Source organism: Agromyces aureus, from assembly GCF_001660485.1.
GTDB lineage: Bacteria > Actinomycetota > Actinomycetes > Actinomycetales > Microbacteriaceae > Agromyces > Agromyces aureus.
On sequence record NZ_CP013979.1, the window covers coordinates 1,936,231 to 1,962,647 of the forward strand.

Annotated in this window: 25 protein-coding genes; 16 read left to right on the forward strand and 9 right to left on the reverse strand. The window is 71.1% G+C overall.

From position 1 onward, the window contains the following. The first annotated feature begins 49 nt into the window (after positions 1-49). Positions 50-1,633 carry a signal recognition particle protein gene (gene ffh / locus ATC03_RS08385; RefSeq protein ID WP_067875515.1) on the forward strand — a complete coding sequence of 528 codons (1,584 nt, stop codon included), beginning with the start codon at positions 50-52 and terminating at the stop codon, positions 1,631-1,633. 90 nt (positions 1,634-1,723) lie between these two features. On the opposite strand, the gene ATC03_RS08390 is transcribed toward ffh, so the two are convergent. After that, on the reverse strand, positions 1,724-2,521 hold the full coding sequence (locus tag ATC03_RS08390) for a spermidine synthase (RefSeq protein WP_067875518.1): 798 nt from the start codon (positions 2,519-2,521) through the stop codon (positions 1,724-1,726). A 117-nt stretch (positions 2,522-2,638) separates the two neighbouring features. On the opposite strand from ATC03_RS08390, the gene ATC03_RS08395 reads away from it, so the two are divergent. Continuing rightward, positions 2,639-4,090 (forward strand): GH1 family beta-glucosidase, encoded by a 1,452-nt coding sequence (locus tag ATC03_RS08395; RefSeq protein ID WP_067875521.1) that lies wholly within the window; start codon positions 2,639-2,641, stop codon positions 4,088-4,090. A 72-nt stretch (positions 4,091-4,162) separates the two neighbouring features. Here ATC03_RS08395 and ATC03_RS08400 read toward each other — a convergent pair whose 3' ends face one another. Next, positions 4,163-5,335, reverse strand: a complete 1,173-nt coding sequence (locus ATC03_RS08400; RefSeq protein ID WP_067875523.1) for a glutamate--cysteine ligase — start codon at positions 5,333-5,335, stop codon at positions 4,163-4,165. Between the two features lie 221 nt (positions 5,336-5,556). Between ATC03_RS08400 and rpsP the strand changes: the two genes are divergently transcribed. The 5 genes from rpsP to ATC03_RS08425 all read left to right on the forward strand — a co-directional run bounded on the left by rpsP (position 5,557) and on the right by ATC03_RS08425 (position 8,441). Further along, positions 5,557-5,970, forward strand: a complete 414-nt coding sequence (gene rpsP, locus ATC03_RS08405; RefSeq protein ID WP_067875526.1) for a 30S ribosomal protein S16 — start codon at positions 5,557-5,559, stop codon at positions 5,968-5,970. Positions 5,971-5,973: 3 nt separating this feature from the next. Continuing rightward, the gene (locus tag ATC03_RS08410; protein ID WP_067875529.1) at positions 5,974-6,210 is read left to right on the forward strand and encodes an RNA-binding protein; all 237 of its coding nucleotides are present in this window, start codon (positions 5,974-5,976) and stop codon (positions 6,208-6,210) included. 1 nt (position 6,211) lies between these two features. Then, complete coding sequence (gene rimM / locus ATC03_RS08415; protein ID WP_067875532.1) at positions 6,212-6,808, forward strand: ribosome maturation factor RimM; 597 nt, start codon at positions 6,212-6,214, stop codon at positions 6,806-6,808. Positions 6,809-6,817: 9 nt separating this feature from the next. Then, entirely contained in the window at positions 6,818-7,507 is a 690-nt protein-coding gene (trmD, locus tag ATC03_RS08420) for a tRNA (guanosine(37)-N1)-methyltransferase TrmD (protein ID WP_067875535.1), read from the forward strand. Positions 7,508-7,739: 232 nt separating this feature from the next. Beyond that, entirely contained in the window at positions 7,740-8,441 is a 702-nt protein-coding gene (locus ATC03_RS08425; protein WP_227820262.1) for a sirohydrochlorin chelatase, read from the forward strand. A 132-nt stretch (positions 8,442-8,573) separates the two neighbouring features. On the opposite strand, the gene ATC03_RS08430 is transcribed toward ATC03_RS08425, so the two are convergent. The 6 genes from ATC03_RS08430 to nirB form a co-directional block, all read right to left on the reverse strand. Continuing rightward, positions 8,574-10,190: an NAD(P)/FAD-dependent oxidoreductase gene (locus tag ATC03_RS08430; RefSeq protein WP_067875541.1), complete on the reverse strand. Its 1,617-nt coding sequence runs from the start codon at positions 10,188-10,190 to the stop codon at positions 8,574-8,576. Then, positions 10,187-12,364, reverse strand: a complete 2,178-nt coding sequence (locus ATC03_RS08435; protein WP_067875544.1) for a molybdopterin oxidoreductase family protein — start codon at positions 12,362-12,364, stop codon at positions 10,187-10,189. The genes ATC03_RS08430 and ATC03_RS08435 overlap by 4 nt, the downstream gene beginning before the upstream one ends. 11 nt (positions 12,365-12,375) lie before the next feature. Continuing rightward, the gene (locus ATC03_RS08440) at positions 12,376-13,788 is read right to left on the reverse strand and encodes an MFS transporter (protein ID WP_067881763.1); all 1,413 of its coding nucleotides are present in this window, start codon (positions 13,786-13,788) and stop codon (positions 12,376-12,378) included. 138 nt (positions 13,789-13,926) lie between these two features. Continuing rightward, a complete protein-coding gene (locus tag ATC03_RS08445; protein ID WP_067875547.1) occupies positions 13,927-15,057 on the reverse strand; it encodes a uroporphyrinogen-III synthase in 1,131 nt (376 codons plus the stop codon). Beyond that, positions 15,054-15,857: a uroporphyrinogen-III C-methyltransferase gene (gene cobA / locus ATC03_RS08450; RefSeq protein ID WP_084003391.1), complete on the reverse strand. Its 804-nt coding sequence runs from the start codon at positions 15,855-15,857 to the stop codon at positions 15,054-15,056. The genes ATC03_RS08445 and cobA overlap by 4 nt, the downstream gene beginning before the upstream one ends. Next, positions 15,854-18,463, reverse strand: a complete 2,610-nt coding sequence (gene nirB / locus ATC03_RS08455) for a nitrite reductase large subunit NirB (protein ID WP_067875551.1) — start codon at positions 18,461-18,463, stop codon at positions 15,854-15,856. Before nirB ends, cobA begins: the two co-directional genes overlap by 4 nt. Before the next feature lie 202 nt (positions 18,464-18,665). Between nirB and nirD the strand changes: the two genes are divergently transcribed. Beyond that, positions 18,666-19,034: a nitrite reductase small subunit NirD gene (nirD, locus tag ATC03_RS08460; protein WP_067875553.1), complete on the forward strand. Its 369-nt coding sequence runs from the start codon at positions 18,666-18,668 to the stop codon at positions 19,032-19,034. 95 nt (positions 19,035-19,129) lie between these two features. Here nirD and map read toward each other — a convergent pair whose 3' ends face one another. Continuing rightward, a complete protein-coding gene (map, locus tag ATC03_RS08465; RefSeq protein WP_067875555.1) occupies positions 19,130-19,897 on the reverse strand; it encodes a type I methionyl aminopeptidase in 768 nt (255 codons plus the stop codon). A gap of 87 nt (positions 19,898-19,984) precedes the next feature. Here map and ATC03_RS08470 point away from each other — a divergent pair, with 87 nt between their 5' ends. From ATC03_RS08470 to dprA, 8 genes are all read left to right on the forward strand, one after another. Beyond that, complete coding sequence (locus ATC03_RS08470) at positions 19,985-20,497, forward strand: hypothetical protein (protein ID WP_067875558.1); 513 nt, start codon at positions 19,985-19,987, stop codon at positions 20,495-20,497. 229 nt (positions 20,498-20,726) lie between these two features. Continuing rightward, entirely contained in the window at positions 20,727-21,074 is a 348-nt protein-coding gene (gene rplS, locus ATC03_RS08475; protein ID WP_067875560.1) for a 50S ribosomal protein L19, read from the forward strand. A gap of 91 nt (positions 21,075-21,165) precedes the next feature. Next, positions 21,166-21,921, forward strand: a complete 756-nt coding sequence (gene lepB, locus ATC03_RS08480; protein WP_067875563.1) for a signal peptidase I — start codon at positions 21,166-21,168, stop codon at positions 21,919-21,921. A 1-nt stretch (position 21,922) separates the two neighbouring features. Further along, on the forward strand, positions 21,923-22,624 hold the full coding sequence (locus tag ATC03_RS08485; protein WP_067875567.1) for a ribonuclease HII: 702 nt from the start codon (positions 21,923-21,925) through the stop codon (positions 22,622-22,624). Between the two features lie 5 nt (positions 22,625-22,629). Next, positions 22,630-22,953, forward strand: coding sequence for a DUF2469 family protein (locus ATC03_RS08490; protein WP_067875570.1), 324 nt, complete (start codon positions 22,630-22,632; stop codon positions 22,951-22,953). A 117-nt stretch (positions 22,954-23,070) separates the two neighbouring features. Next, on the forward strand, positions 23,071-23,436 hold the full coding sequence (locus ATC03_RS08495; RefSeq protein ID WP_418118823.1) for a YraN family protein: 366 nt from the start codon (positions 23,071-23,073) through the stop codon (positions 23,434-23,436). After that, positions 23,436-24,974 carry a YifB family Mg chelatase-like AAA ATPase gene (locus ATC03_RS08500; RefSeq protein WP_067875577.1) on the forward strand — a complete coding sequence of 513 codons (1,539 nt, stop codon included), beginning with the start codon at positions 23,436-23,438 and terminating at the stop codon, positions 24,972-24,974. Before ATC03_RS08495 ends, ATC03_RS08500 begins: the two co-directional genes overlap by 1 nt. Further along, positions 24,971-26,389 carry a DNA-processing protein DprA gene (gene dprA, locus ATC03_RS08505; protein ID WP_084003392.1) on the forward strand — a complete coding sequence of 473 codons (1,419 nt, stop codon included), beginning with the start codon at positions 24,971-24,973 and terminating at the stop codon, positions 26,387-26,389. The genes ATC03_RS08500 and dprA overlap by 4 nt, the downstream gene beginning before the upstream one ends. Positions 26,390-26,417: the final 28 nt, after the last annotated feature.

Sequence of the window (26,417 nt, forward strand, 5' to 3'; positions counted from 1 at the left end):
GCGACCGCGGCGCGAGGCGGTATCCCGGATCGCCTAGAATCGAACCACCATGGCTACCTTCGGAAACCTGTCAGACCGCCTCGCCGAGACCTTCAAGAATCTCCGCACCAAGGGCAAGCTCTCTGCGGCCGACGTCGACGGCACCGTCCGCGAGATCCGTCGCGCGCTGCTCGATGCCGACGTCTCGCTCGACGTCGTCAAGCAGTTCACGTCGCACGTGCGCGAGCGCGCCCTCGGCGACGAGGTCAACAAGGCGCTGAACCCGGCGCAGCAGGTCGTGCAGATCGTCAACGACGAGCTCGTCGCGATCCTCGGCGGCCAGCAGCGTCGTCTGCAGTTCGCGAAGAACCCGCCGACGGTCATCATGCTCGCGGGCCTCCAGGGTGCCGGCAAGACCACCCTCGCGGGCAAGCTCGCGAAGCACCTCGTCAAAGAGGGCCACACGCCCATGCTCGTCGCGAGCGACCTCCAGCGACCGAACGCGGTGAACCAGCTCCAGGTCGTCGGGCAGCAGGCGGGCGTGCCGGTGTTCGCGCCCGAGCCCGGCAACGGCGTCGGCGACCCGGTGAAGGTCGCCAAGTCGGGTGTCGAGCAGGCTCGACGGGCCCAGCACGACGTCGTCATCATCGACACGGCCGGCCGCCTCGGCGTCGACGCCGAGATGATGAAGCAGGCGTCGAACATCCGCAAGGCGACGAACCCCGACGAGGTGCTCTTCGTCATCGATGCGATGATCGGTCAGGACGCGGTCACCACGGCCAAGGCCTTCCAGGACGGCGTCGACTTCACGGGCGTCGTGCTCTCCAAGCTCGATGGCGATGCGCGCGGCGGCGCCGCGCTCTCGGTCGCGTCGGTCACGGGCCGCCCGATCATCTTCGCCTCCACGGGCGAGGGTCTCGACGACTTCGAGGCGTTCCACCCCGACCGCATGGCGAGCCGCATCCTCGACCTCGGCGACATCCTCACCCTCATCGAGCAGGCCCAGTCGGCCTTCGACGAAGAGGAGGCGCTCAAGGTCGCCGAGAAGCTCGCGACCGAGCAGTTCACGCTCGAGGACTTCCTCGCGCAGATGCAGCAGCTGCGCGGCGCCGGATCGATCAAGAAGATGCTCGGCATGCTCCCGGGTGCCGGCGGCATGAAGCAGCAGCTCGAGAACTTCGACGAGCGCGAGATCGTGCGCACCGAGGCGATCATCCAGTCCATGACGCCCGCCGAGCGCAAGAACACCAAGCTCCTGAACGGGTCGCGACGCGTGCGCATCGCGCGCGGCTCCGGCATGACCGTCACCGACGTCAACCAGCTCGTGCAGCGCTTCGAGCAGGCCGCGAAGATGATGAAGACCGTCGCGCGCGGCGGCATGCCGCAGATCCCGGGCATGGGTCCGCTGCCCGGTGGCGGCGGCCACGGCGGCGGCAAGCGCCAGGCGGCCAAGGGCAAGAAGAAGGCGTCGGGCTCGCGTTCGGGCAACCCCGCGAAGCGCGCGACCGAGAACCAGGCCATCGCCGAGGGGCGTCCGGTCGGTGGCGCGCCCGCGATCGCCGGCTCGGGTTTCGGACTCGGCTCGAAGGGCGGCGCAGCGCCGACCCCGTCGGCCGAGGACCTCGCGAAGATGCAGAAGCTCCTCGGGCGCTGAACTTCGGGCGCTGACGTTCGGGCGCTGACGTTCGTGAACTGATCCCCGAGACCTGCTCCGCGGGCGTTCGGTGCGCCGCCGGTGCGCCGTTCAGTCGCGGAGCGTCCGTGCTTCGCGAAGGTACGCCGTGAGCGACGCGCCCTCGAGCAGTTCGATGCGCCGGTGCGTCTGGTCGATGCGTCGGCGGATGCGGCGGGTGGGCAGCTCGTCGTGCGAGGCCGCGAAGACCACGTTGCCGAGCCCGGCATCGGCGACGACCGTCGGGGAGACGAGCGCGGCCACCTCGTCGAATCCGTCGACGAGCGTCGCGCCCACCTCGCGCGAGAGCCCGAGCCCGACGGTCGAGATGGTGTTGACGACGAGCACGCCGCCCGGAGCGAGCAGCCGCCCGAGATCGTCGAAGAACTCCGCCGTCGACAGGTGCTCCGGCGTGCGGCTGCCTGCGAAGAGATCGGCGATCACGAGGTCGAACTCCCGCCGATGCTCGACGGCGCGTTCGACGGCGGCGCGCGCGTCGTCGAACTCGAACGTGACCTCGATCGCGGGGTCCAGCGGCAGGGCGTCGAGCACGAACTCCAGCAGCGGGCGGTGCAGCTCGACGACGTGATGAGCGGATGTCGGGCGCGTCGCGCCGAGGTATCTCGCGATGGTCAGGGCGCCCGCGCCGAGGTGCAGCACCCTGAGTGACTCGTCGTGCTCGCGGCATCCGTCGACGATGGCGGCGACGAACCGCGTGTACTCGAGCTGCAGGTCGCGCGCGTCGGCCGGGTTCACGTGCGACTGCGTGACGCCGTCGACGACGAGGGAGTATCCGCCGTTCGTGCCGCGGCCGGGCAGGAGCTCGGCACGCAGGTCGGGGGAGTCGAGTACCAGGGGCTCACCGTCCATGGTTCCACTCTAGGCGGGGTCCTCACGTTACTTACAGCTCTGTAAGCAAAGCGGCCGACGCGCTACAGTGAATCGCGCGGACGACTGCCGCGATCTCACACTGGGGAGCTTCACACCATGACCATCGGCTCGGCGGACTACCGCGACTCCGGCCTCACCTTCGGCCCCGACTTCCTCTTCGGCTCGGCCACCGCGTCGTACCAGATCGAAGGCGCCGCCACCGAAGACGGCCGCGGTCCCTCGATCTGGGACACCTTCAGTCACACGCCGGGCAAGGTCTGGAACGGCGACACCGGCGACCGGGCGTGCGACCACTACCACCGCCTCGACGAGGACCTCGACCTCATGGCCGACCTCGGACTCGAGGCCTACCGCTTCTCGATCGCGTGGCCGCGCATCCAGCCGACCGGCCGCGGCGAGGCCAACGAGGCGGGACTCGCGTTCTACGAGCGCCTCGTCGACGGACTCATCGCCCGCGGCATCCGCCCCATCGCGACCCTCTACCACTGGGATCTGCCGCAGGCCCTCGAAGACGAGGGCGGCTGGACGAACCGCGCGACCGCCGAGGCGTTCGCCGACTATGCGCGCATCCTGGGCGAGCGCCTGGGCGATCGCGTCGCCGTGTGGACCACCCTGAACGAGCCGTGGTGCTCGGCGTACCTGGGCTACGGCTCCGGCGCGCACGCCCCCGGCCTGCTCGACGGCGCGAAGGCCCTCGCGGCCGTGCACCACCTGAACCTCGCGCACGGGCTCGCGATCGAGGCCCTGCGCGGCGTGGTCACGAACGACCCCGGCTACTCGATCACCCTGAACCTGCACGTGATCCGCCCCTCGGGCCCGACCGGCCCCGAGGCCGCGCGCCGCATCGACGGACTGGCGAACCGCGTGTTCCTCGGGCCGCTCCTCGACGGCGAGTACCCTGCCGACGTGATCGCCGACACCGCGCACGTGACCGACTGGTCGTTCGTGAAGCCCGGCGACACCGAGGTGATCCGCCAGCCGCTGAGCCTCCTCGGCGTGAACTACTACTCCACCGTCACCGTGCGGATGTGGGACGGCGAGAGCCCCCGCGCGAACGCCGACGGACACAAGGACATGGGCGGCACGGCCTGGCCCGGTTCCGAGCAGGTCGAGTTCCTCGAGCAGCCCGGTCCGTACACCGCGATGGGCTGGAACATCGACCCCTCCGGTCTCGAAGACCTGCTCGTGTCGCTGCACGAGTCCTATCCCGGGCTGCCGCTCATGGTCACCGAGAACGGTGCGGCGTTCGAGGACGTCGTGGTCGACGGGCCCGACGGCCCCGCCGTGCACGATGTCGAGCGCACCGACTACCTGCGTCGCCACTTCACGGCGGCGCACCGGGCGATCCAGCGCGGCGTCGACCTCCGCGGCTACCAGGTGTGGTCGCTCATGGACAACTTCGAGTGGGGCTACGGCTACTCCAAGCGCTTCGGCATCGTGCGCGTCGACTACGACACGTTCGAGCGCCTGCCGAAGGATTCCGCGCTCTGGTACGCCGAACTCATCCGCACGCGCGCGCTCCCCGAGGCACCGGTCCCGTCGGCCTGAGCCTCGCGCTCGTCGTGATCATCGCGACGCAGCCTGCGGGATCGACCCCTTCAGCCGCGGAGGCGGCGCGGTTCAGCGGGCGGATGCCTCGGCATCCGCTCGCTCCGCGCGCTCGTTGCCGCGCAGTTCCTGCGCGAGATGGGCGACGACCGCCGAGAGGTCTCCGTCGTTCGCCTCGGCGACGGCGATCTGGCGCTGGTAGCTGCCGCCGCGGTCGAGGATGCCTCGCACGAGCTGGAGTTCGCTCGCGCACCCGAGGCGATCGGCGATCGGCACGAGGGTCGTGACGAGGTCGCGCAGGTCGTCGGAGACGAGGCGCTCGGTGCCCGCGACGTCCATGATCACCTCGGCGTCGAGCCCGTAGCGGGCGGCCCGCCACTTGTTCTCGCGCACGTACCAGGGCTGGAGCACGGTGAGGGTGCCGCCCTCGTCGAGGCGGGTCGACATCCACTCGACGAGGCACTGCACGAGCGCGCCGATCGCGGCCAGCTCCTCGGCCGTCGAGACGCCGTCGCAGACGCGCACCTCGACCGTGCCCCACTTGGCCGAGGGGCGGATGTCCCAGCGCACCTCGCTGTAGTCCTCGATGACGCCCGTGCGCACGAGATCGTCGACGTAGCGCTCGTAGGCGGGCCAGTCGGCGAGCGGATACGGCAGGCCGGCCGTCGGCAGCTGCTGGAACATGAGCGCGCGATTCGAGGCGTATCCGGTGTCGACGCCGGCCCAGAACGGGCTCGAGGCCGAGAGCGCCTGCAGGTGCGGCAGGTAGGCGAGCAGCCCGTCGAGGATGGGCAGCGCCTTGTCGCGGTCCTCGATGCCGACGTGCACGTGCACGCCCCAGATCATCATGTTGCGGCCCCACCAGCGGGTGCGGTCGACGAGCTTGTGGTACCTCGGCTTGTCGGTGAGGTGCTGGTCGTACCACTGGCTGAAGGGGTGCGACCCGCTGCAGATGAGTTCGTACTCGCCGAGTTCGTCGACCACGGTGCGCACCTCGTCGAGCTGGCCCTGCAGGTCGGCGACGGCGTCGGCGACGCGCTCGTGCACGCCGCTCACGAGCTCCACCGTGTTGGTCAGCATCTCCTCGGTGATCGACGGATGCCGCCCGCCCTCGCTGCGGGAATGCAGCACCTCGAGCACGCGATCGCCGACGGAGGCCAGCTCGCCCGTCGCGCGGTCGACGATGGCGATCTCCCACTCGAGGCCGATGGTGGAACGGGCGGACCGGGCGAACTCGATCGGCATTGCTGGCCCCTTTCGCACGGCACGTCGGGCACCGTCGGCCCATCATGACATGCACACCACGCGATTATCCTTCCGGCGTGAAATCTGCAAGAATGGTCAGTCGAGTTCCGTTGCGCCCGACCCTCTATCCGGCGCACACACCTACTCAGAGCTTCCGCCGAGTGTGCACCCCACGCTCACGGCTGTCAGTTCACCCAACTCACAACATTTTCAGGAGAATTGTGGCTGTCAAGATTCGTCTCAAGCGCCTCGGCAAGATCCGTGCGCCGTACTACCGCATCGTCGTGGCCGACTCGCGCACCAAGCGCGACGGTCGCGTGATCGAGGAGATCGGCAAGTACCACCCCACCGAGACCCCCTCGTTCATCCAGGTCGACTCGGAGCGCGCGCAGTACTGGCTCTCCGTCGGCGCGCAGCCGACCGAGCAGGTCGAGGCCATCCTCAAGCTCACGGGCGACTGGGGCAAGTTCAAGGGCGACAAGAACGCGGTCTCGACCGTGCAGGTTCGCGAGCCCAAGCCGGCCTTCGTCGCCGACGAGAAGAAGAAGCCGGTCCTCAAGCCCAAGGCCGAGAAGCCGGCTCCGAAGGCCGAAGAGGCCGAGGTCGCAGCCGACGCGTCGACGGACGAGGCGTAAGTCTTGCTCCAGTCCGCGCTCGAACACCTCGTCAAGGGGATCGTCGATCACCCTGACGACGTGAAGGTCGTCTCCGCGTCGAGCGCACGCGGCGAGGTCCTCGAGGTTCATGTGAACCCCGAGGACCTCGGTCGCGTCATCGGCCGCGCAGGTCGCACCGCGAAGGCGCTCCGCACGCTCGTCACGGCTCTCGCCGACGGTCGCCGCGTTCGCGTCGACGTCGTCGACTCCGACGACTGACGTGTCGGACGCACCCAAGACCCAGTTGCGGGTCGGGCGCCTCACCAAGGCGCACGGCCTGAAGGGCGCGATCAAGCTCGAGCTCTACACCGACGACCCCGAACGCCGGTTCGTTCCCGGTGCGGAGTTCTCGCTGCAGGTCCCGGCGGATTCAGCGTGGCACGGCAAGCACCTCGTGCTGCGCGAACTCCGCTGGTACAACGGCATGCCGGTCGGGTTCTTCGACGGCGTCGACGACCGCACGGCGGCCGAGGCCCTGCTGAAGGCCATCCTCTGGGTCGAGAACGTCGACCTCGAAGAGGACGAGCCCGATGCCTGGTACGACCACCAGCTCGTCGGGCTCTCCGTCGTGCGCGAGGGCGTCGAGGTGGGCAAGGTCGCACGGGTCGACCACTTCCCGGCGCAGGATCTCCTCATCGTGAAGACCCCGTCGGGCGAGGTCATGGTGCCGTTCGTCCAGGCGATCGTCCCCGAGGTCGACGTCGCCGCCGGCGTCGTCACGGTCACGCCGCCGAAGGGGCTCTTCGAGGAGCTCGTCGACGACGAGCCCGCGAGCGAGACGGATGCCGCGGCATCCGATTCGCCCGAAACGGACTGACGACCGCGCATGCGCATCGACATCGTCACGATCTTCCCCGAGTTCTTCTCGGTGCTCGACATCTCGCTGCTGGGCAAGGCCAGGCAGGCCGGGATCATCGAGGTCACCGCGCATGACCTCCGCGCGTTCGCGCACGACCGTCACCGCACGGTCGACGACACCCCGTACGGCGGCGGCGCCGGCATGGTCATGAAGCCCGAGCCGTGGGGCGAGGCGATCGACTCGATCGTCGGCCCCGCGCACTCGGACGCCCTGCTCGTCGTGCCGTCGCCTGCGGGGGAGCCCTTCACGCAGGCCGTCGCCCGCGAGCTCGCCGCCGAGTCGCACCTCGTGTTCGCCTGCGGGCGCTACGAGGGCATCGACCAGCGGGTGACCGACCACTACGAGGGCCGCATGCGAGTGCGCCTCATCAGCCTCGGCGACTACGTGCTGAACGGCGGCGAGGTCGCCGTCATGGCCATGATCGAGGCCGCCGGCCGGCTGGTGCCCGGCGTGGTCGGCAACCCCGAGAGCCTCGTCGAGGAGTCGCACGAAGACGGCCTCCTCGAGTACCCGAGCTACACCAAGCCGTCCGCCTGGCGCGGCCTCGAGGTGCCGCCGGTGCTGCTCTCCGGCAACCACGGCGCGGTCGCCGAGTGGCGGCGCGAGCAGCAGATCGAGCGCACCCGCCGCGTGCGCCCCGAGCTGCTCGCCGACTGACGACCCTCTTTCGAGTCGCAGGCGAACGCCGCGACATCCCGGCGTTCCGCCGGTGCGCGTGAGGTCTTCTTCACCTCCCCGAAACAGTCCGGGGCCTGCCTCGAAACACGCCGTTTATAGCGTCGATACCGGCGGCACCGAGCGAGCACCCGCCGGAGAGTGCGGGTTGTCGATGGCCGGTCCGAGTGGCGCAGACCCAGTTGCCGGCTCGGCCGCGCGACCGCCCCTGAGGTTGATCGCCGTCACGCACGGCTCGCCGTCGGCGGCGAACCGCAAGGCCGTGATGCGGCTGGTCGATCGGGTCGCCACCGTCGAGCCCGGCATCGACGTCGCCATCGACTTCATCGACGCCAAGAGCGTCGACGTGGCCGCCGCCGTCGCGGCCGCTGGCCAGACCGACGCGGTGATCGTGCCGCTGACGCTGTCGGCCGGGTACCACGTGCGCACCGGTCTCTCGTTCGGCCTCGAGCGCATCGGCGGCCAGGCCAGGCTGGCGGGCGAGCTCGGGCCCGACGATCGGCTCGTCGGCATCCTCGCCGAGCGGCTGGCCGATGCCGGGCTCGAGGAGGGCGACGCCGTGCTGCTCGCCGCCGCCGGGTCCAACGATCCGCGTGCGGTGCGCGAGTGCTTCGAGACCGCCCGGCGGCTCGGGCACCGGCTCGGGCGTGCGGTCACGGTCGGGTTCATCGCCGCGGCCATCCCGCGTCTGCCCGACGCGATCGAGATGATCCGCGAGGTGCACCCCGGCACGCGCATCGCGGTGGCCGCCTACCTGCTCGCGCCCGGCACGTTCTACGACGCGGCGGCCTCGGTGGGAGCCGAGCTCATCACCGAGCCGCTCATCGCGCCGGGGCGGCCGGTGCCGATCGAACTCGTCGATGTGGTGCTCGACCGCTACGAGGCCGTCGAGGCCGAGCGGCACCTGTACGCCTGACGGCGCGGTGCGGTGCGGCACAGCACAGCGGCACGGCCCAGCACGTCGGCGGCAGCATCCGCATGGGGCGTCGGATGCCGCGACGCGACGCCACGGCACGACGGGCGCCCGCGGTATCCGCCGTCGTCGAGGTCAGGCCGCGGGCGTCGGCGTTCCGTCGGCGTCCGAGACGCGCGCGAGCACCTCGGCGATGCGCCCACGGCAGCCCCCGCACCCCGTGCCCGCGCGCGTGTCGCGCCCGACGCACTCGACGGTCGTGTTGCCGCACGCCGCGGACTCCTCGATGCGCCCGACCGTGACGGCGTTGCACCAGCAGACCGTCGTGGCCGGCGCGAACGCATCGGCGTCGGCGGCGGGGTCGTAGTCGGGCCCGTCGAAGCGCAGCAGCAGCGACCGATCGGCCGGCAGTTCGCCGCCCCGCTCGAACAGCAGGGTGAGCTCGGCGGCCGTCCGCGGCATCCCGACGCTCACGAAGCCGGTGAGCACGCCGTCCTCGGTGACCATCTTGACGTAGCGGAGATGCTCGGGGTCGGCCCACTGCGCGATGCGACGGCGCGGGTGCAGGCTGTCGTCGTCCCACGGGTCGCCCGAGATGTCGCCGACGGCGACCACGTCGATGTGCTCGGCCTTGAGCATCACGAGTGCGTCGCGTTCGAAGGGCGTCTCGACGTCGTGCGCGCGTCGGTCGGCCTCGGCGAGGAACGAGCCGGCGAGCCACGACGCCTGCCGCCAGCCGGGCCCGATGAGGCCCGACGGCGCTCCGGGGAGCGTGCGCTGGCCGGCGAGTTCGTCGGTGCGCTCGACGACCTGCGCGCAGTCGCCGATGGCGAAGATCGCGGGGTCGGTCCACGAGGCAAGGTTCGGGTGCACGACGATGCCGGCGGCCGTGCGGAGGCCTGCGAGCACCGCGAGTTCGGTCCGCGCGCTCACGCCGCACGAGAGCACGAGCAGGTCGCCGCGCAGTTGCTTGCCGTCGGCCGTCACGAGCATGTCGAAGCGGCGCACGCCGTCGTCGTCGGTGCGGAACGCGACCGCCTCGGCTCGGCTGTGCGCGATGACCTGGATGCCCGTGCGGCGAAGCGCGGCGCGCAGCACCTGGCCGCCGCCGCGATCGAGGTTGCGCGGCATCGGGTGCGGACCGTGGTGCACGACGCAGACCTGCGCGCCGGCGTGCGCGGCCGCGAGGGCGAGCTCGAGCCCGAGCACGCCGGCGCCGAGCACGATGATGCGGCGGCGCTCCTGCACGGCTTCGAGCACCCGCTCGGCGTCGGCGAGGTCGCGGAGCGCCGTGATGCCGGGCGGCAGTTCGTCGTCGCGGGCGACCAGCTGCCGGCCGTACTTCTCGAGGGAAGCGAGGTCGCGGCGGTGCCGTTCGACGCCGTCGAGGGTCGGCACGTTGGCGCGGGCACCCGTGGAGAGCACGAGTCGGTCGTACGCGAGTCGCTCTCCGGTGTCGAGGTGCACCGTGCGGGCGTCGCGGTCGACGGCCGTGACGGCGACCCCGAGCAGCACGCGTGCGCCGGACTCCTCGGCCGTGACCCGGTCGCCGACGATCATCGAGTCGAGGTCGGCGTTGCCGACGGCGTACTCGGCCACGAGCACGCGGTTGTACGCCTCGACGTCTTCGCCAGCGATGACCGTGAGCTCGACGCTGCCGCGCTGCACGCCGGGGAGCAGTTCCTCGACGAACCGGGCGCCGACCGGCCCGTAACCGACGAGCACGACCTTCAGCGGGTTCGAGCGGCTCATGCGAGGACTCCGGTCTCTTCGGGCAGTCGAACGGAGGCCGCGTCGGCGATCCGGCGCACGCTCACCACGTTCGTCTTGAACTCGGGCATCGACGAGATCGGGTCGACCTCGTCGGAGGTGAGCAGGTTCGCGGCCTGCTCGTCGCCGTAGTGGAAGGGCAGGAACACCGCATCGGGCCGGATGTCGGGGGTGAGCCTGGCCCGGCAGCGCACGAGGCCGCGGTGATTGACGACCTCGACCTCGTCGCCGTCGCCGATGCCGAGGCGCTCGGCCGTGGCGGGATGCATCGAGGCGAGCGCCTCGGGCTGCGATTCGAGCAGCTCGGGCACCCGACGGGTCTGCGCACCGCTCTGGTAGTGCTCGAGCAGGCGACCCGTGACGAGCGTGATCTCGTCGGTTCCGGGCGTCGGCGCCGGGCGCGCGGACTCGCGCACCGTGACCGGCACGAGCCGCGCGAGGCCGTCGGGGTGGGCGAAGCGGTCGGCGAAGAGTCGGGGCGTGCCGCGGCTGCCGCGCGGGAACGGCCAGTACGCGGCATCCCCTCGGTCGAGCATGGCGTAGTCGATGCCCGAGTAGTCGGCGAGGCCGCCCTCGGATGCGAGTCGCAGCTCTTCGAAGACCACCGCGGGGTCGGTGTCGAACGCGGCCGTCGACCCGAGCCGTTCAGCGAGCTCGTGCAGGATCCAGAGCTCGTCGCGCACCCCGGCGGGCGGGGTCAGCGCACGACGGCGACGGATGACGCGGCCCTCGAGCGAGGTCATGGTTCCCTCCTCTTCGGCCCACTGCGTGATCGGCAGCACGACGTCGGCGAGCGCGGCGGTCTCGGAGAGGAAGAAGTCGCAGACGACGAGCAGGTCGAGCCGTTCGAGGCCCGCGCGCACGTCGCGCACGTTGGGGGAGGAGACGACGAGGTTCGAGCCGTGCACCATGAGGGCCCGCACGCCGTCCGGGACCCCGAGCAGTTTGAGGAGCTCGATCGCCGGCACGCCGGGCCCCGGGATGACGGCTGGGTCGACGCCCCACACCCGGGCCACGTGGGCGCGCGCCTCGGGGTCGACGATCTTGCGGTACCCGGGCAGTTGGTCGCACTTCTGGCCGTGCTCGCGCCCCCCTTGGCCGTTGCCCTGGCCGGTGAGCGTGCCGTAGCCGCTGCCGAGGCGACCCGGCAGGCCCAGCAGGAGTGCGAGGTTGATCGCCGCGGTCGCCGTGTCCGTGCCGTCGACGTGCTGTTCGACGCCGCGTCCGGTGAGGATGTAGGTGCCGCCGCCGGCCGCGAGACGCCGTGCAAGCCGCTTGAGCGTGAGTGCCGCGACCCCCGTCACCGACTGCACGCGCTCCGGCCACCAGGTGGCGACGCTCCGACGGACCCGGTCGAACCCGACGGTGCGGGACGCCACGTAGTCGAGGTCGACGAGGCGCTCGGCGATCACCACGTGGATCAGTCCGAGCAGCAGCGGCAGGTCGGTGCCGGGCGCGGGCTGCAGGTGCAGGCCTTTGCCGTCGTCGGTGAGCCGTGCGGTCGCGGTGCGCCGCGGGTCGACCACGACGAGACCGCCGGCCGCCTGGGCACCGGCCAGGTGTCCGATGAACGGCGGCATGGTCTCGGCCACGTTGGTGCCGAGCAGCAGGATCGTGTCGGCCCCATCGAGGTCCTCCAGCGGGAACGGCAGGCCGCGGTCGACCCCGAACGCCCGATTGCCCGCCGCCGCGGCCGACGACATGCAGTACCGGCCGTTGTAGTCGATGCGGCTCGTGCCGAGCGCGAGCCGCGCGAACTTGCCGAGCAGGTACGACTTCTCGTTCGTGAGTCCGCCGCCGCCGAAGACGCCGACCGCGTCGGCACCGTGCTCCGAGCGGATGTCGCGGAGCGATGTCGCGATCAGGTCGAGCGCCTCATCCCACGACGCCTCGTGCAACGCGCCGTCGGCGCCCCGCACGAGCGGGGCGCCGAGGCGCGAGGGCGACCTGAGGAGTTCCGCCGACGTCCACCCCTTCTTGCACAGGCCGCCCCGGTTCGTCGGGAAGTCGCGGCCCTCGACCGTGACCGGCGCCGAGTGCACGTGGGCGTCGGGCGACGCGCTCGCCGCGGCATCCGTCGTGCCGATCGTCGGGGTCAGGGTCATCGCGCACTGCAGCGCGCAGTACGGGCAGTGCGTGTCGGCGGGGTGGGTCAATGGGGCTCGATTCAGATCTTGTGGGCGCTGAGGCCGCCGGGCCGCACGTACACGGCCCAGGTGAGCGCGAGCAGCATGACGTAGGCCGCGATGAATCCGGCGAACGCCGCCCCGTACGCACCGGTCGACTGGAACGAGAGGTTCAGCGCCTGGGGGATGAGGAAGCCGCCGTAGGCGCCGATCGCGGAGATGAGGCCGAGGGCCGCGGCAGCCTTGCGCTGCGTCGACACGTCGCCCGTGCCGCCGCCGCGGACCGCGAACACGACCGGGACCATGCGGTAGGTCGAGCCGTTGCCGATGCCCGCCGAGGCGAACAACAGCAGGAACAGGCCGAGGAAGAGCCAGAAGTTGCCGAGCGGGAGGGTCAGGAGCACCGCGACCGTGACGAGCGCCATCGAGGCGAATGCGCACATCGTGATGCGGGCGCCGCCGAAGCGGTCGGAGAGTCGGCCGCCGTAGGGGCGGGCCAGCGAGCCGGTGAGGGCGCCGAGGAAGGCGAGCGAGATGGAGGTCCCGGCCACTGCGATGCTCGAGAACTCGGGGAACTGGTCGGCGATGAGCTTCGGGAACACGCTCGCGAACCCGATGAACGAGCCGAACGTGCCGATGTAGAGCAGCGAGAGCAGCCACAGGTGCGGCTCCTTCAGCGCGGCGGCCGAGCCCGAGAAGTCGGCCTTCGCGTTGGAGAGGTTGTTCATGTATCGAGCGGCGCCGATCATCGCGACGAGGATGAACGGGATCCAGATCCAGCCGGCGATCGGGAGGTTGAGCGTCGCACCGGCGCCGATCGTGATGACGATCGGCACGACGAACTGCGCGACCGCGGCCCCGAGGTTGCCGCCCGCGGCGTTCAGGCCGAGCGCCCAGCCCTTCTCGCGCTGCGGGTAGAAGAACGTGATGTTCGACATCGAGCTGGCGAAGTTTCCGCCGCCGAAGCCCGCGAGGGCCGCAGCACCGAGCAGCACCGGGAACGGCGTCTCGGGGTTCGAGACGCACAGCACCATCGCGATCGTCGGTAGGAGCAGCAGCGCGGCCGAGATGATCGTCCAGTTGCGGCCGCCGAACTTCGGCACCAGGAACGAGTACGGGATGCGCAGGGTCGCGCCGACGAGGCTCGGGATCGAGATGAGCCAGAAGATCTCACCGGTGGTCAGGTCGAACCCGGCCGCAGGCAGCGACACGGCGACGATCGACCAGAGCTGCCAGACGACGAATCCGAGGAACTCGGCGAAGATCGACCAGTTCAGGTTGCGGCGCGCGATGGCGCGTCCTCGAGACTCCCACTGGGCCGTGTTCTCGGGGTCCCAGCCGTCGATCCACCGGCCGGGCCGGGTCGTCAGCTCGGGGGCGGTCGTCGTCGTCGTGGTGGTCGCGGTCGCGGATGTCGCGGCGACGGGGGGAGCGGAGCTCGTCGTCTGGGTCATGGGTGCCTCCGAGGTGTCGATCACGTGGTGGAGCCTTCGACTCGAAGCTATTGAGGTCGTGTTTCCGCGGATCGGGCCGGTCGTAAACCCTGCGTCTCCACCTCCTCACCCGGCCGGCGACCGGGTGTGAGGCGGTGGTCACACGTCGATGCGGTACCCGCGTTTGACCACGGTGGCGATCAGCCCCGGCACGGCGAGCGTCTGCCGCAGGCGGCTCAGCGCGACCTCGAGCGCGTGCTCGTCGTTCGTGCCGGGCAGCCCCGCGGCCAGCCGGTCGCGGGCGACCACCGAGCCCCGCGCGAGCACGAGCATGCGGAGGATCATCAGCGCGACCGGGGCCAGCGAGATCCGGCGATCGGCGATGTCGACGACGCTGCCGCGGAGCGCGAGCGGCCCGTGCTGCGTCTCGAGCCGGATCACGCGGTTCGTCTCGAGGTACTCGCACACGAGCCGGATCAGCGCGCCCATGCGGAACCGGTCGGGCTGGATCGGCGTGATGCCCGCGGCGATGAGCGGCACCGCGGTGACCGGCCCGACGGCGGCCGCGACGACCGGGCCGCACATGGCGTCGACGAGGTCGTCGTAGCGCCCCAGCTCTTCGGCGGCGCCGAAGAGCGCGTGCACGGCCGGGGCGCTCGTGAACGTGATCGCGTCGAGGCCCCCGGTGCACGCGGCCTCGATGAGCCGCTCGACGCGGTCGTCGGTCTCGTCCACCTCGACCCAGCGGTACGGGGCCACCGTGATCACGCGATCGTGCGCGTCGCTCAGGCGCTGCAACTGCGGAGCCTCGAGGAACCCGTGCAGTTGCACGGCGACCGTGAGGCCGGGCGGGTAGTTCTCGAGCACGTGGTCGATGAGCGACTCCGTGGTCTCCTCGGCGCTCATGCCCACATCGTTGAGGCCGGCAGCGCGGATGCCCCCGCGCGCCTTCGGCCCGCGCACGAGGATCGCGGTGTCGGCGAGCGCGTCGAGCAGGTCCTCGCCGAGCCCCGCGGAATCCGCGACCTCGAACCATCGCCGGATGCCGTACGCGGTGGTCGCGAGCAGCACCTCGGGCCTCGCCTCGATGATCGCCCGGGTGTCGGCGATGACCGGGTCGTCCGAGAGCGCGTTCGTCATGCGGAGGGTCGGCGCGTGCACGACGGACGCACCGCGCCTGGCGAGGGCGTCGATGAGGTCGGCGGAGCGGCGATCGCTCGTGACCCCGATGCGGAAGCCGACGAGTTGGTCGACGCGGAAGCCGGGGGCGAGTTCGAGGAGGTCGCTCATCCGGCCACCGCCGCGAAGCCGGCCGCGCGCTCCATGAGGTCGGCCGCACTCGCGTCGCCGTCGTGGGCGAGCCGCACGACCTCGCCGATCACGACGACGGCGGGGGAGGCCACCCGAGCTCGGCCCGCGGTCGTCACGATGTCGGCGAGGACCCCGATGGTGGTTCGCTGCTCGGACGAGAAGCCTCGTTCGACGATGGCCACCGGCATCCGCTCGGCCATGCCGGCGCGCGCCAGCCCCGCGGTGAGCGAGGGCAGCGTGTTGACGCCCATGAGCACCACGATGGTGCCGCCGAGGCCCGCGAGATGTTCGAGTTCGGATGCCGTGAGCGGCTGGTGCCCGGAGACGACCGTGAACAGGTGGCTGACGCCGCGGTGCGTGAGGGGGATGCCGGCGGCCCCCGGCACCGAGATCGCGCTCGTGACACCGGGGATCACCTCGACGGGCACGCCGGCCTTGTGGCACGCGAGCACCTCCTCGCCGCCGCGGCCGAGCACGTACGGGTCACCGCCCTTGAGCCGCACGACCCGGGAACCGGCGAGGGCGTGCTCGACGAGCAGTCCCTCGATGCCGGTCTGCGGGATCGCGTGGTGGCCGGGGCGCTTGCCGACGTCGATGAGCAGCGCGGCCGGCGCGAGCTCGTCGAGGCGGTCGTGCGGGGCGAGGCGGTCGTAGAGCACGACATCGGCGTACCGCAGGGCCCGGACCGCCGCGAGCGTGAGCAGGTCCTCGCGGCCGGGGCCGCCGCCGACGAGGGTCACGCTGCCGACCGTGCCGCGGCCCGGCAGGTCGCCGTTCACGCGTCCACCCCGCGGACGGGGATCCGGGTGCCGGCCACGAGCACGGCCTCGCCGCTCGCGCGCTCCTCGGCGGTCGCCGGCCGCATCTGGCCACGACCGTCCGGCACCTGGGCGACCGAGGGGTCCGGCACGTTCGGTGCGTTCACGAACGAGCGGAAGCGGCGCAGGCGCTCGGGGTCCGCGAGCGTCGCGGCCCATTCGTCCTCGTACGAGTCGACGTGACGGTCGACAGCACGCTCCAGCTCCTCGGCGAGCCCGAGCGAGTCGTGCACGACGACGTCGCGCACGTGGTCGAGCCCGCCCTCGATGTCCTCGATCCAGCGGGCTGTGCGCTGCAGCCGGTCGGCCGTGCGCACGTAGTACATGATGTAGCGGTCGATGTACTTCAGCAGCGTCTCGTCGTCGAGGTCGCTCGCGAGCAGCTGTGCGTGGGCCGGCTGGAATCCGCCGTTGCCGCCGACGTACATGTTCCAGCCCTGATCGGTGGCGATCACGCCGACGTCCTTGCCGCGGGCCTCCGCGCACTCCCGGGCGCAGCCCGAGACGCCGAACTTGAGCTTGTGCGGCGAACGGAGGCCGCGGTACCGCAGCTCGAGCTGCACGGCCATCGCGACCGAGTCCTGCACGCCGAAGCGGCACCAGGTCGAGCCGACGCAGCTCTTCACGTTGCGGAGCGCCTTGCCGTAGGCCTGGCCCGATTCGAAGCCGGCATCGACGAGTCGCTTCCAGATGTCGGGCAGCTGGTCGAGGCGCGCGCCGAAGAGGTCGATGCGCTGGCCGCCCGTGATCTTCGTGTAGAGGCCGTAGTCGGCAGCGACCTGGGCGATCACGAGGAGCTTGTCGGGCGTGATCTCGCCGGCGGGGATGCGCGGCACGACCGAGTAGGTGCCGTCCTTCTGCATGTTCGCCATCGCTCGGTCGTTCGTGTCCTGCAGGCCGCCGCGACCGCCGTCGAGGATGTACGAGCCGTGCTGCGTCGCCAGGATCGAGCCGATCACGGGCTTGCAGACGTCGCAGCCGCGCCCCGTGCCGATGCGCGCGATGATCTCCTCGAACGAGGTGAGCTCGAGCACCCGGATCGACTCGAAGAGCTCCTGCCGAGAGAGCTCGAAGTGCTCGCAGAGGGCCCGCGAGGGCGTGATGCCCGACTTCGTGAGCTCGGCCTCGAGCAGCTTCTTCACGAGCGGAACGCACGAGCCGCATTGGGTGCCCGCCCGCGTGCAGGTCTTCAGCTCGCCGAGGTCGGTGCAGCCCTCGGCGTGCTCGGTGCCGTTCACGGCGTCGCGGATGGTGCCGGCCGCCACGTTGTTGCACGCGCAGACGAGCGCCGATGCGGGCAGCTCGTCGCCGGCCGGCGCCTCCATGCCCGAGGCCGACAGGTATGCGGCCGGCTCCGACGAGAGCTGCATGCCGAGCATCGGCCGGAGCGAGGCGTACGGCGAGGCGTCGCCGACGAAGATGCCGCCGAGCAGGGTCTTCGCGTCGTCGGTCATGACGAGCTTCTGGTAGAGCCCGCGCGCCGGGTCGGCGTAGACGATCTCGAGCGCCTGCTCGGTGCGGGCCAGGGCATCGCCGAAGCTCGCGACGTCGACGCCCGAGAGCTTCAGCTTCGTCGCGTCGTCGATGGTCGTGAACTCCGCTGCGCCACCGAGCAGGCGATCCGCGACGACCTCGGCCATGGCGTTCGCGGGGGCGACGAGGCCGGTGCAGCGTCCTTCGAAGCTCGCGACCTCGCCGATCGCCCAGATGCCGGGGGCGGATGTCGCGCACGCGCCGTCGATCGCGACGCCGCCGCGCGGGCCGAGCTCGAGCCCGAGGTCGCGGGCGAGTTCGTCGCGCGGGCTGATGCCGATCGCGAAGACGACGAGATCGGCCTCGATCACGCGCTCGTTGGTGAGTTCCACCGCCGTGACGGCGCCGCCCTCGACGCGGACGGCCGAGGGGCGTGCGCCGAGGTGCAGGCCGATGCCCTGGCCCGAGATGATGCGGCCGAGCGCCCGACCGGCTCCTTCGTCGAGCTGCGCCGACATGAGCCATCCGCCCGAGTGCACGACCGCGACGTGCGAACCGAGCTTGGCGAGACCACCGGCGGCCTCGAGTCCGAGCAGGCCGCCGCCCGCGACCACGACCCGGGCCGGACGCCCGTGGAGCTCCGCGAGGTGGGCCGACTCGGCAACGAGGTTGTCGACGTCCTCGACCGTGCGGTAGACCCGAATGCGTTCGGCGCCCGGCATCGGCGGCACCGGAGCGCTCGACCCGGTCGCCAGCACGAGTTCGTCCCAGCGCACCACGGTGCCCGCCGACGTCGTCGCGGTCCTCGCGGCGGGGTCGATCGACTCGACGCGCTCGCCGGTGATGAGGCGCACGCGCGACTCGTCCCACATGGCGGTCGGGTGCAGGGTCAGGTCTGCGGCTCCGTCGGCGAGCCGGGTGCTGAGGGCGACACGGTCGTACGGCAGGTGCGGCTCGTCGCCGATCACCGTGACGCGGAGCGTGCGCTCCTCGTCGCGCATGTGCAGGCTGTCTGCGAGTCGGTGGGCGGCTGGGCCGCCGCCGACGATGACGACGTCGCGCGTGCGGATGCCGGCCGGGTTGTTCTCGGTCATGCTGCCTCCGTGGGCTCGAATGCTGCCAACGTAGGACCGGGCGGTTTCGGCCCTGTTACGTCGGCGTAACCGCGACCGCAATCGTGCCTCACCACCGACGAGCGACCATGTGAGGCGGGTTTCACCTCGGGGAAACACCTGTTGCCGCGCGCGGAAACACCCGCGCCGTACGTTCGGCACATCCGAACGGGAGGAGCGCGACATGACGATCACGATCGAACCGACGACCGAGGCGGCCACGACCTGGGTGCCGGTCTGCGAGATCGGGGACCTCGAGCAGGGCTGGGGCGAGGTGGCGCTGCTCGGCGCCGATCAGGTCGCACTCGTGCGCCTCGGCGACGACGAGATCTACGCCGTCGACCACCTCGACCCGCACACGGGCGCGCCCGTCATGGCACGCGGCATCACGGGCTCACGCGGCGACCGGCCCACGATCGCGTCGCCGCTGCACAAGGAGGTCTACGACCTCGTCACGGGGGCGTGCTTCACGAACGCGGCCCTCGAACTCCGCACGTTCGCGTCGCGCATCGTCGACGGGGTGGTCGAGGTCGAGGTGCGCGCGGCAGCCTGAATGCCGCGTCGCCCACGGTCGACGGGCCCGTGAACGGCAGAACGCCGCGTCGCGGCATCCGGAACTCGGATGCCGCGACGCGGCGTTCTCGGGTCTCAGCCCCGCTTCGTCAGCACGATCGGGTCGCCGTCGGTGATCGCCACCGTGTGCTCGGCGTGCGCGCCGCGCGAGCCGTCGGCGCTCCGCAGGGTCCAGCCGTCGGGATCGGTGAAGATGCGGTCGGTGGTCTCGAGGAACCACGGCTCGATCGCGACCACGAGGCCCGGCTTCAACGGCAGACCGCGGCCCGGACGCCCGTTGTTCGGGATGTGCGGGTCGCCGTGCATGGTGCGCCCGACGCCGTGGCCGCCGAAGTCGGTGTTGATCGAGTAGCCCTCGGACTTCGCCACGTCGGCGATCGCGCGGGAGATGTCGCCGATCCGGTTGCCGACCCGCGCAGCCGCGATGCCCGCGTCGAGCGCTCGCTGCGTCGTGTCGATGAGCCGCAGGTCGGCCTCGCGCGGCGTGCCGACGACGATCGAGATCGCCGAGTCGGACACCCAGCCGTTCACCGACGCGGCGAAGTCGAGGCTCAGCAGGTCGCCGTCGCGGAGCTTGTAGTCGTGGGGGAGGCCGTGCAGCACGGCATCGTTCACCGACGTGCAGATGACCTTGCCGAACGGGCTCGCGCCGAACGACGGGTGGTAGTCGATGTAGCAGCTCTCGGCGCCGGCCTTGCGGATCATCTCGTGCGCGAGCGCGTCGAGCTCGAGCAGGTTGACGCCGACGGCCGCGGCCTTCGACGTGGCGTCGATGACGCTCGCGACGAAGCGGCCGGCAGGGCGCATCTCGTCGATCTCGGCGGTGGTCCTCAGTTCGATCACGGTGTTCCTCTCCGACGACCATTCTGTCGGCTCCGCCCTGAGTGAACACCCCGGCCGCGCCCTGGGGCGCCGCGTTACGCTGTGATCATGCTCTTCCGGCGCATCTTCTTCCGATGGATCCAGGCGGCCACGATCGTGCTGCCGGTCTGGTTGGTGGTCGGCTGGGCCGTGTTCGGCGGCGGCGGCTGGGGCACCCTCGGCCTCATCATCACGGTGCCGGTGACCTTCATCTCGCTGGCCGTCATCGCCCTGCTCACCTCGATTCGCCCGACCGTGCGCGAGACGCGCGCCGTGTCGTGGGCCGACGTCGGCATCCTCGGCGCCTGGCACGCGGCGATCGTCGCGTTCGGCTTCTCCGGGCCGGCGATGGCCTCGTTCGCGGTGCTCGCGATCGCGCTCGCACTCGTCGCGTTCTGGTACGCGATCGTGCAGCTCGTCCGCGACGGCGCCAAGCGCATGCAGGAGCAGATGGCCGAGTACGAGCGGCTTGCGCAGGCGGGCTCGGTTCCTCGAACGGATGCCGGCGGCTCACCGTCGGTGCAGCAGCCGTACGACCTCGGCGAGGTCATCGTCGTCGAGGAACGGCACCGCGAGGACTGACGCCCGTGCGCCGCACGGGGTCGTGCGGGTGACGCCTGTGCGCGGCATCCGCCCTCTCGAGCCCCGCTTTGGCGCAAGAGCGCCGAACATGGCACAATAGAGGATTGTGCCGCCGCAGGACTCTGCCTCCGGGGAGCATGCACAGCGCGAGTGATCGTGCGGGCGGCACCAGATTCTTCCAATCACCAATCCGCGTTCGACCGGTTGCGGGCGCAGAGAGCGAACCATCATGCACATCCTCGACCATGTCGACGCTGCGAGCCTGCGCTCGGACGTCCCCGACTTCCGTGCGGGTGACACCGTCAAGGTGCACGTCAACATCATCGAAGGCACGCGCTCGCGCGTCCAGGTCTTCCAGGGCGTCGTCATCGGCCGTTCGGGCGAAGGCGTCCGCGAGACCTTCACGGTCCGCAAGGTCAGCTTCCAGGTCGGCGTCGAGCGCAAGTTCCCGGTGCACTCCCCGGTGATCGACCACATCGAGGTCGTCACCCGCGGTGACGTGCGTCGCGCGAAGCTCTACTACCTGCGCAAGCTCCGCGGCAAGAAGGCGAAGATCAAGGAGAAGCGCGACGCCTGATCCGGCTTCGCGGCCCGCGCGCCGCACGGGCCGCGGCCTTCGACCTGAGCTCCTCACCCCTACACTTGGGGTGAGGAGCTCAGGCGGTTAAATGACAGAAGACATCAGCACCACTCGTATCGATGGCGATGGGAGGTCGGTGAACCGTCGCAAGCGCGGCGCACTGCTCTTCCTCCGGGATCTGCTCGTCATCTTCGTGGTGGCAGTCCTCGTCTCGTTCCTGATCAAGACGTTCCTGATCCGGTCGTTCTTCATCCCATCGGAGTCGATGGAGATGACGCTCGTGAAAGACGACCGCATCATCGTGAACCAGCTCGTGCCGGGCGTCACGCCGATCGAGCGCGGCGACGTCGTCGTGTTCAAGGATCCCGGCGGATGGCTGCCCGCGCGCGTCGAGCCCGAGGCGCCGCCGCTCGCGGCCGCGATCGACTGGTTCCTCGCGTTCGTCGGGCTCTCGGCCCCCGATTCGAACGACCACCTCGTCAAGCGCGTCATCGGGCTTCCCGGCGACCACGTCACGTGCTGCAACGCCCTCGGACAGATGAGCGTCAACGGCGTGCCGCTCGACGAGCCCTACGTGGTGCTCCCAGCCGGCGACACGAAGGTGTCGCGCGACGACTTCGACCAGGTCGTGCCCGACGGCTCGCTCTGGGTCATGGGCGACAACCGGTACAACTCGAAGGACTCCCGCTACAACGCCGACACGCCCCTCAAGGGCTTCGTGCCGATCGAGAACGTCGTCGGGCGTGCGTTCGTGGTGAGCTGGCCGGTCTCGCACTGGGCCTGGCTCGGCAACTACCCCGAGACCTTCGCCGGGGTCGACGAGGCCGCAGAGGGCGGCGACTGACATGGCCCCGGCCGCCATCCCGAACCTCAAGGTCGAACGCGAGTACTTCGAGGGCGGAGCCCCGGTCGTGCTCGCGTGCGACGAGGTCGGCCGTGGGGCCCTCGCCGGCCCGGTCGCGGTCGGACTCGTGGTCATCGACTCCTCGGTGCGTCGCATGCCGACCGGGCTTCGCGACTCGAAGCTGCTCAGTGAGCCGAAGCGCGAACTCATGGCGCCGCGCGCCGGTTCGTGGGTGCGCGCCTGGGCGGTGGGCGAGGCGTCCGCCGCCGAGATCGACGAACTCGGCATCATGGCCTGCCTCGGCCTCGCCGGTTCGCGCGCCCTCGACGTGCTTCGCGGCATCGAGACGGCGGCCGGCCGGGCGACCGAGCTCGACGACGCCCCGCTCGTGCTCGACGGCAACCACGATTGGCTCAGCCGCTCGATCGACCACCGCGCCAGGGTGACCACGCGCATCAAGGCCGACCGCGACTGCGCCTCGGTCGCCGCGGCATCCGTGCTCGCGAAAGTGCACCGCGACCGCCTCATGCACGCGGCGCACGCCGATCTGCCGCTCTACGCCTGGAACGAGAACAAGGGCTACTCGAGCCGTGCGCACTTCGACGCGATCGCCGAGCACGGGCCGAGCGGCCTGCACCGTCGTTCGTGGCTGCACGAACGACCGGTCGAGGCGCCCGCGCTCTTCGACCTCGGCGTAGGATGAATCCGATGGATGACGACGAATTCGAAGACTACGACCGCGAGGTCGAACTTGCCCTGTACCGCGAGTACCGCGACATCGTCTCGCAGTTCAAGTACGTGGTCGAGACCGAGCGTCGCTTCTACCTCGCGAACGAGGTCGAACTCGTCCGCCGCGACACCGAGCACGACTTCTATTTCGAGCTCACAATGAAAGACGTGTGGGTCTGGGACGTCTACCGTGCCGACCGCTTCGTCAAGTCGGTGCGTGTGCTCACCTTCAAAGACGTGAACGTCGAAGAGCTCGCGACGCGCGAGTTCGAGCTGCCGAAAGAGCTCGCGCTCGACGAATAGGCGATCCCCGCCGCGGTCGCGTCCGTCCCTCCCCACCCCGCACGCTCGATCAAGCGTCGTACCGCGACGCCGTCGCCGGCGAACGGCGGCCGCCGCACCACCACGCTGATCGCGGAGGTGGTGCAGATGGCCCACAATGCAGAACTCGGTCGGCGCGGCGAACAGCTCGCGGTCGACCACCTCGAATCGCGCGGACTGCGCGTGATCGACCGCAACTGGCGATGCGTGCACGGCGAGATCGACATCGTCGCGCGCGACGGCGATGCGACGGTCTTCATCGAGGTCAAGACGCGTACGTCCCACGACTACGGGCATCCGTTCCAGGCGATCACGCCCGTCAAGCTCGCGCGCCTGCGACGTCTCGCGGTCGCGTGGTGCGAGGCGACGGATGCCGCGGCAGCCCGCATCCGCATCGACGCCGTCGCGGTGCTCGCCCCCGACGAGGCGCCGGCGATCATCGAGCACCTCGAGGGCATCAGCTGATGACCGTCGCCAGAACGCACGCCGTCGCCCTGCTCGGCCTCACCGGCTCGATCGTCGAGGTCGAGGCCGACCTGTCTGCCCAGCTCCCGGGATTCTCGATCATCGGGCTGCCCGACGCAGCCCTGGGCGAGGCGCGCGAACGCGTGCGCGCCGCCGCCGTCAACGCCGGCTGTCCGCTGCCGCAGCGCAAGCTCACGGTGAACCTCTCGCCCGCGGCGCTGCCCAAGCATGGTTCCGGATTCGACCTGGCGATCGCGGTCGCCTGCCTCGCCGCGGCCGGCGAGGTGTCCGTCGAGTCGGTCGCGCGGGTCGTGCACCTCGGCGAACTCGGCCTCGACGGTCGCCTGCGGCCGATCGACGGCATCCTGCCCGCGGTGCTCGCGGCCGTCAGGGCCGGTCACCGCACGGTGATGGTGCCGAGCGCGAACGCCGACGAGGCCGCGCTGGTGCCCGACGTCGCGATCATCGGCGTCGTCTCGCTGCTCGACGCGGCGATCCACCACGGCGGTCGGTTCGAGGCGCGCGAGGTCGACGCCGTCGCCTCGGTGCGCACCGAACAGGCCGGCACGGCCGAGGTATCCGGAGATCTCTCGGATGTCGCCGGCAATACCGACGCGATCGATGCGCTGCTCGCGGCGGCCGCCGGCGGGCACCACCTCTCGATGATCGGCCCGCCCGGGGCGGGCAAGACCATGCTCGCCTCGCGGCTGCCCGGCATCCTCCCCGACCTCGACGCCGACGCGGCCCTCGAGGTCTCGTGCCTGCGCTCGCTCTCGGGGCAGCCGGTCGGGTCGGGGCTCTCGTTCCGCCCGCCGTTCGAGGCGCCGCACCACACGGCGACGGCCGCGGCCATGGTCGGGGGCGGCAGCCGGTTGATCCGGCCGGGCGCCGCCGCGCGGGCGTCGCACGGCGTGCTCTTCCTCGACGAGGCTCCCGAGTTCCCGGCCGCCGTGCTCGACGTGCTCCGTCAACCGCTCGAATCGGGCACCATCAGCATCCACAGGGCGAATGCCGTGGCGAGCTTCCCCGCGAGATTCCAGCTCGTGCTCGCGGCCAATCCCTGCCCGTGCGGACTCGACGGCACCGCGGAGTGCACCTGCCCGCCGAACGCCAGGCGACGCTACCTCGCGCGCATCTCGGGTCCGCTGCTCGATCGGATCGACCTGCAGCTCAAGGTGCCGAGGCTGACCGCCGCGCATCTTCGCGGAGCCCGCGATCGGCCGGGCATGACCAGCGCCGAGGCCCGCACGAAGGTCACGGCGGCCCGGGCGGTCGCGGCCGAACGGCTCCGCGGAACGCCGTGGCGAACGAACGCGCAGATGCCGGGGCCGTGGCTCCGGGGAGCCGGAGGGCTCCACCCCGGTGGCCGCGCGACCGCCGCGCTCGATCGTTCGCTCGAGCGCGGCGGTATCACGATGCGCGGCTACGACCGGGTGCTGAAGACCGCGTGGACGCTCGCCGATCTCGCCGGCGCCGACCGCCCCGACGCCGGGCACATCGGCAACGCGCTCTACTTCCGCCAGGGCATCGCCCGATGAGCGCCGTCGAACGTGCCGAGCGGCATCTGCGCGTCGAGTTCGCGGCGGTCCGGCCGTTGCGGCCGCTGCTGCCGTCCGCGCAGCCGGTCGCGGCGGAGGGCGTTCCTTCTCTGGCTCTCGAGCCGATCGTCTCGCTCGAGTCCGAACCGACGGTGCTCATCGAGGTCGATGTCGCTGTCGATGTCGCTGTCGACGTCGCAGACGGCGCGGAGGCCGTCGACGGATCCGCCGCCGACGTCGAGGCGTTCGCCCGAGCTGTGCTCGGCACGCTCGCCGAACCGGGCGACGGCACCCTCGGCCGCCTGGTCGGCGCGCTCGGAGCGGCGCGAACGGTCGACCTGCTGCTCGAACGAGCGCCGGTCGAGCGGGTTCTCGCCGAGGTCGAGGCTGCGGGGGAGGCGCCGACGACCAAGGAGCTCGAAGCCGGCCTCGCACGGTGGACGCCGCGAATCGATCACGCCGCCTTCGTGCGGGGGCTGGCGCAGGCCGCGCGCGTGGACGCGGTCTTCATCGTGCCGGGCGACGCCTGCTGGCCCTCCGGGGTCGACGACCTCGGCGTGCATGCACCGCTCGGGCTCTGGGTCAGGGGCGATCCCGCGCTGCTCCGCCCGGGGGCGCCCTCGGTCGCACTCGTCGGAGCACGCGCGGCGACCGGCTACGGGGAGCACATGACCATGGAGATCGCCGCGGGCCTGGCCGATCGCGGGGTCACGGTCGTCTCCGGCGGCGCCTACGGCATCGACGGCACGGCGCATCGGGTGACGCTCGCGAGCGGCGGAACGACGATCGCGTTCCTCGCGGGCGGAGTCGACCGGTTCTACCCGGTGGGGCACGACGGCCTGCTGCAGCGCATCGCCGAGAGCGGAGCCGTCGTATCGGAGCTCCCGTGCGGAGCCTCGCCGACCAAGTGGCGCTTCCTGCAACGGAATCGGCTCATCGCCGCAGCGAGTCAGGCCACGGTCGTCCTGGAAGCCGGAGCGCGCTCGGGTTCGCTCAACACCGCCGGCCATGCCGCAGCGCTCGGGCGGCCCCTCGGAGCGCTGCCCGGACCGGTCACCAGCCCCGCATCCGCCGGGTGCCATCGACTGCTGCGGGAGTTCGACGCCGTCTGCGTCGTGAACGGCGATCAGATCCTCGAACTGCTCGGCGCGGCCGAGTCGGTGGCCGACGCCGATGCCGCGAGCTCGGGGGAGGGCGACCGGTCGATCGTCGCCCGGCACATGGTGCCCTCGCCAGAGCAGGTGCGAGTGCTCGATGCGCTCAGTACGCGGGCGCCGCGGGACGTGGCGGACCTCGCGCGGCGCGCAGGGCTCGGTCCGGGAGACGTCATGGGCGTGCTCGGCATGCTCGAACTCGACGATCTCGTGGCGTACCGGGCCGACGGATGGGTCCGCCGACGGCGACGGGCAGGGTGAGGCTCCGCAGCCGTGACGGAGGCAGGCC

What these genes read in the sequence shown, in the direction of transcription:
- ATC03_RS08395 (WP_067875521.1), top strand. Translation starts at nt 2,639, where the DNA reads ATGACCATCGGCTCGGCGGACTACCGCGACTCCGGCCTCACCTTCGGC.
- lepB (WP_067875563.1), top strand. Translation starts at nt 21,166, where the DNA reads ATGACAGAAGACATCAGCACCACTCGTATCGATGGCGATGGGAGGTCG.
- dprA (WP_084003392.1), top strand. Translation starts at nt 24,971, where the DNA reads ATGAGCGCCGTCGAACGTGCCGAGCGGCATCTGCGCGTCGAGTTCGCG.
- nirB (WP_067875551.1), bottom strand. Translation starts at nt 18,463, where the DNA reads ATGACCGAGAACAACCCGGCCGGCATCCGCACGCGCGACGTCGTCATC.
- ATC03_RS08445 (WP_067875547.1), bottom strand. Translation starts at nt 15,057, where the DNA reads ATGAGCGACCTCCTCGAACTCGCCCCCGGCTTCCGCGTCGACCAACTC.
- ATC03_RS08490 (WP_067875570.1), top strand. Translation starts at nt 22,630, where the DNA reads ATGGATGACGACGAATTCGAAGACTACGACCGCGAGGTCGAACTTGCC.
- ATC03_RS08485 (WP_067875567.1), top strand. Translation starts at nt 21,923, where the DNA reads ATGGCCCCGGCCGCCATCCCGAACCTCAAGGTCGAACGCGAGTACTTC.
- ATC03_RS08440 (WP_067881763.1), bottom strand. Translation starts at nt 13,788, where the DNA reads ATGACCCAGACGACGAGCTCCGCTCCCCCCGTCGCCGCGACATCCGCG.
- ffh (WP_067875515.1), top strand. Translation starts at nt 50, where the DNA reads ATGGCTACCTTCGGAAACCTGTCAGACCGCCTCGCCGAGACCTTCAAG.
- ATC03_RS08390 (WP_067875518.1), bottom strand. Translation starts at nt 2,521, where the DNA reads ATGGACGGTGAGCCCCTGGTACTCGACTCCCCCGACCTGCGTGCCGAG.
- ATC03_RS08470 (WP_067875558.1), top strand. Translation starts at nt 19,985, where the DNA reads ATGCTCTTCCGGCGCATCTTCTTCCGATGGATCCAGGCGGCCACGATC.
- trmD (WP_067875535.1), top strand. Translation starts at nt 6,818, where the DNA reads ATGCGCATCGACATCGTCACGATCTTCCCCGAGTTCTTCTCGGTGCTC.
- ATC03_RS08400 (WP_067875523.1), bottom strand. Translation starts at nt 5,335, where the DNA reads ATGCCGATCGAGTTCGCCCGGTCCGCCCGTTCCACCATCGGCCTCGAG.
- ATC03_RS08500 (WP_067875577.1), top strand. Translation starts at nt 23,436, where the DNA reads ATGACCGTCGCCAGAACGCACGCCGTCGCCCTGCTCGGCCTCACCGGC.
- ATC03_RS08430 (WP_067875541.1), bottom strand. Translation starts at nt 10,190, where the DNA reads ATGAGCCGCTCGAACCCGCTGAAGGTCGTGCTCGTCGGTTACGGGCCG.
- nirD (WP_067875553.1), top strand. Translation starts at nt 18,666, where the DNA reads ATGACGATCACGATCGAACCGACGACCGAGGCGGCCACGACCTGGGTG.
- rplS (WP_067875560.1), top strand. Translation starts at nt 20,727, where the DNA reads ATGCACATCCTCGACCATGTCGACGCTGCGAGCCTGCGCTCGGACGTC.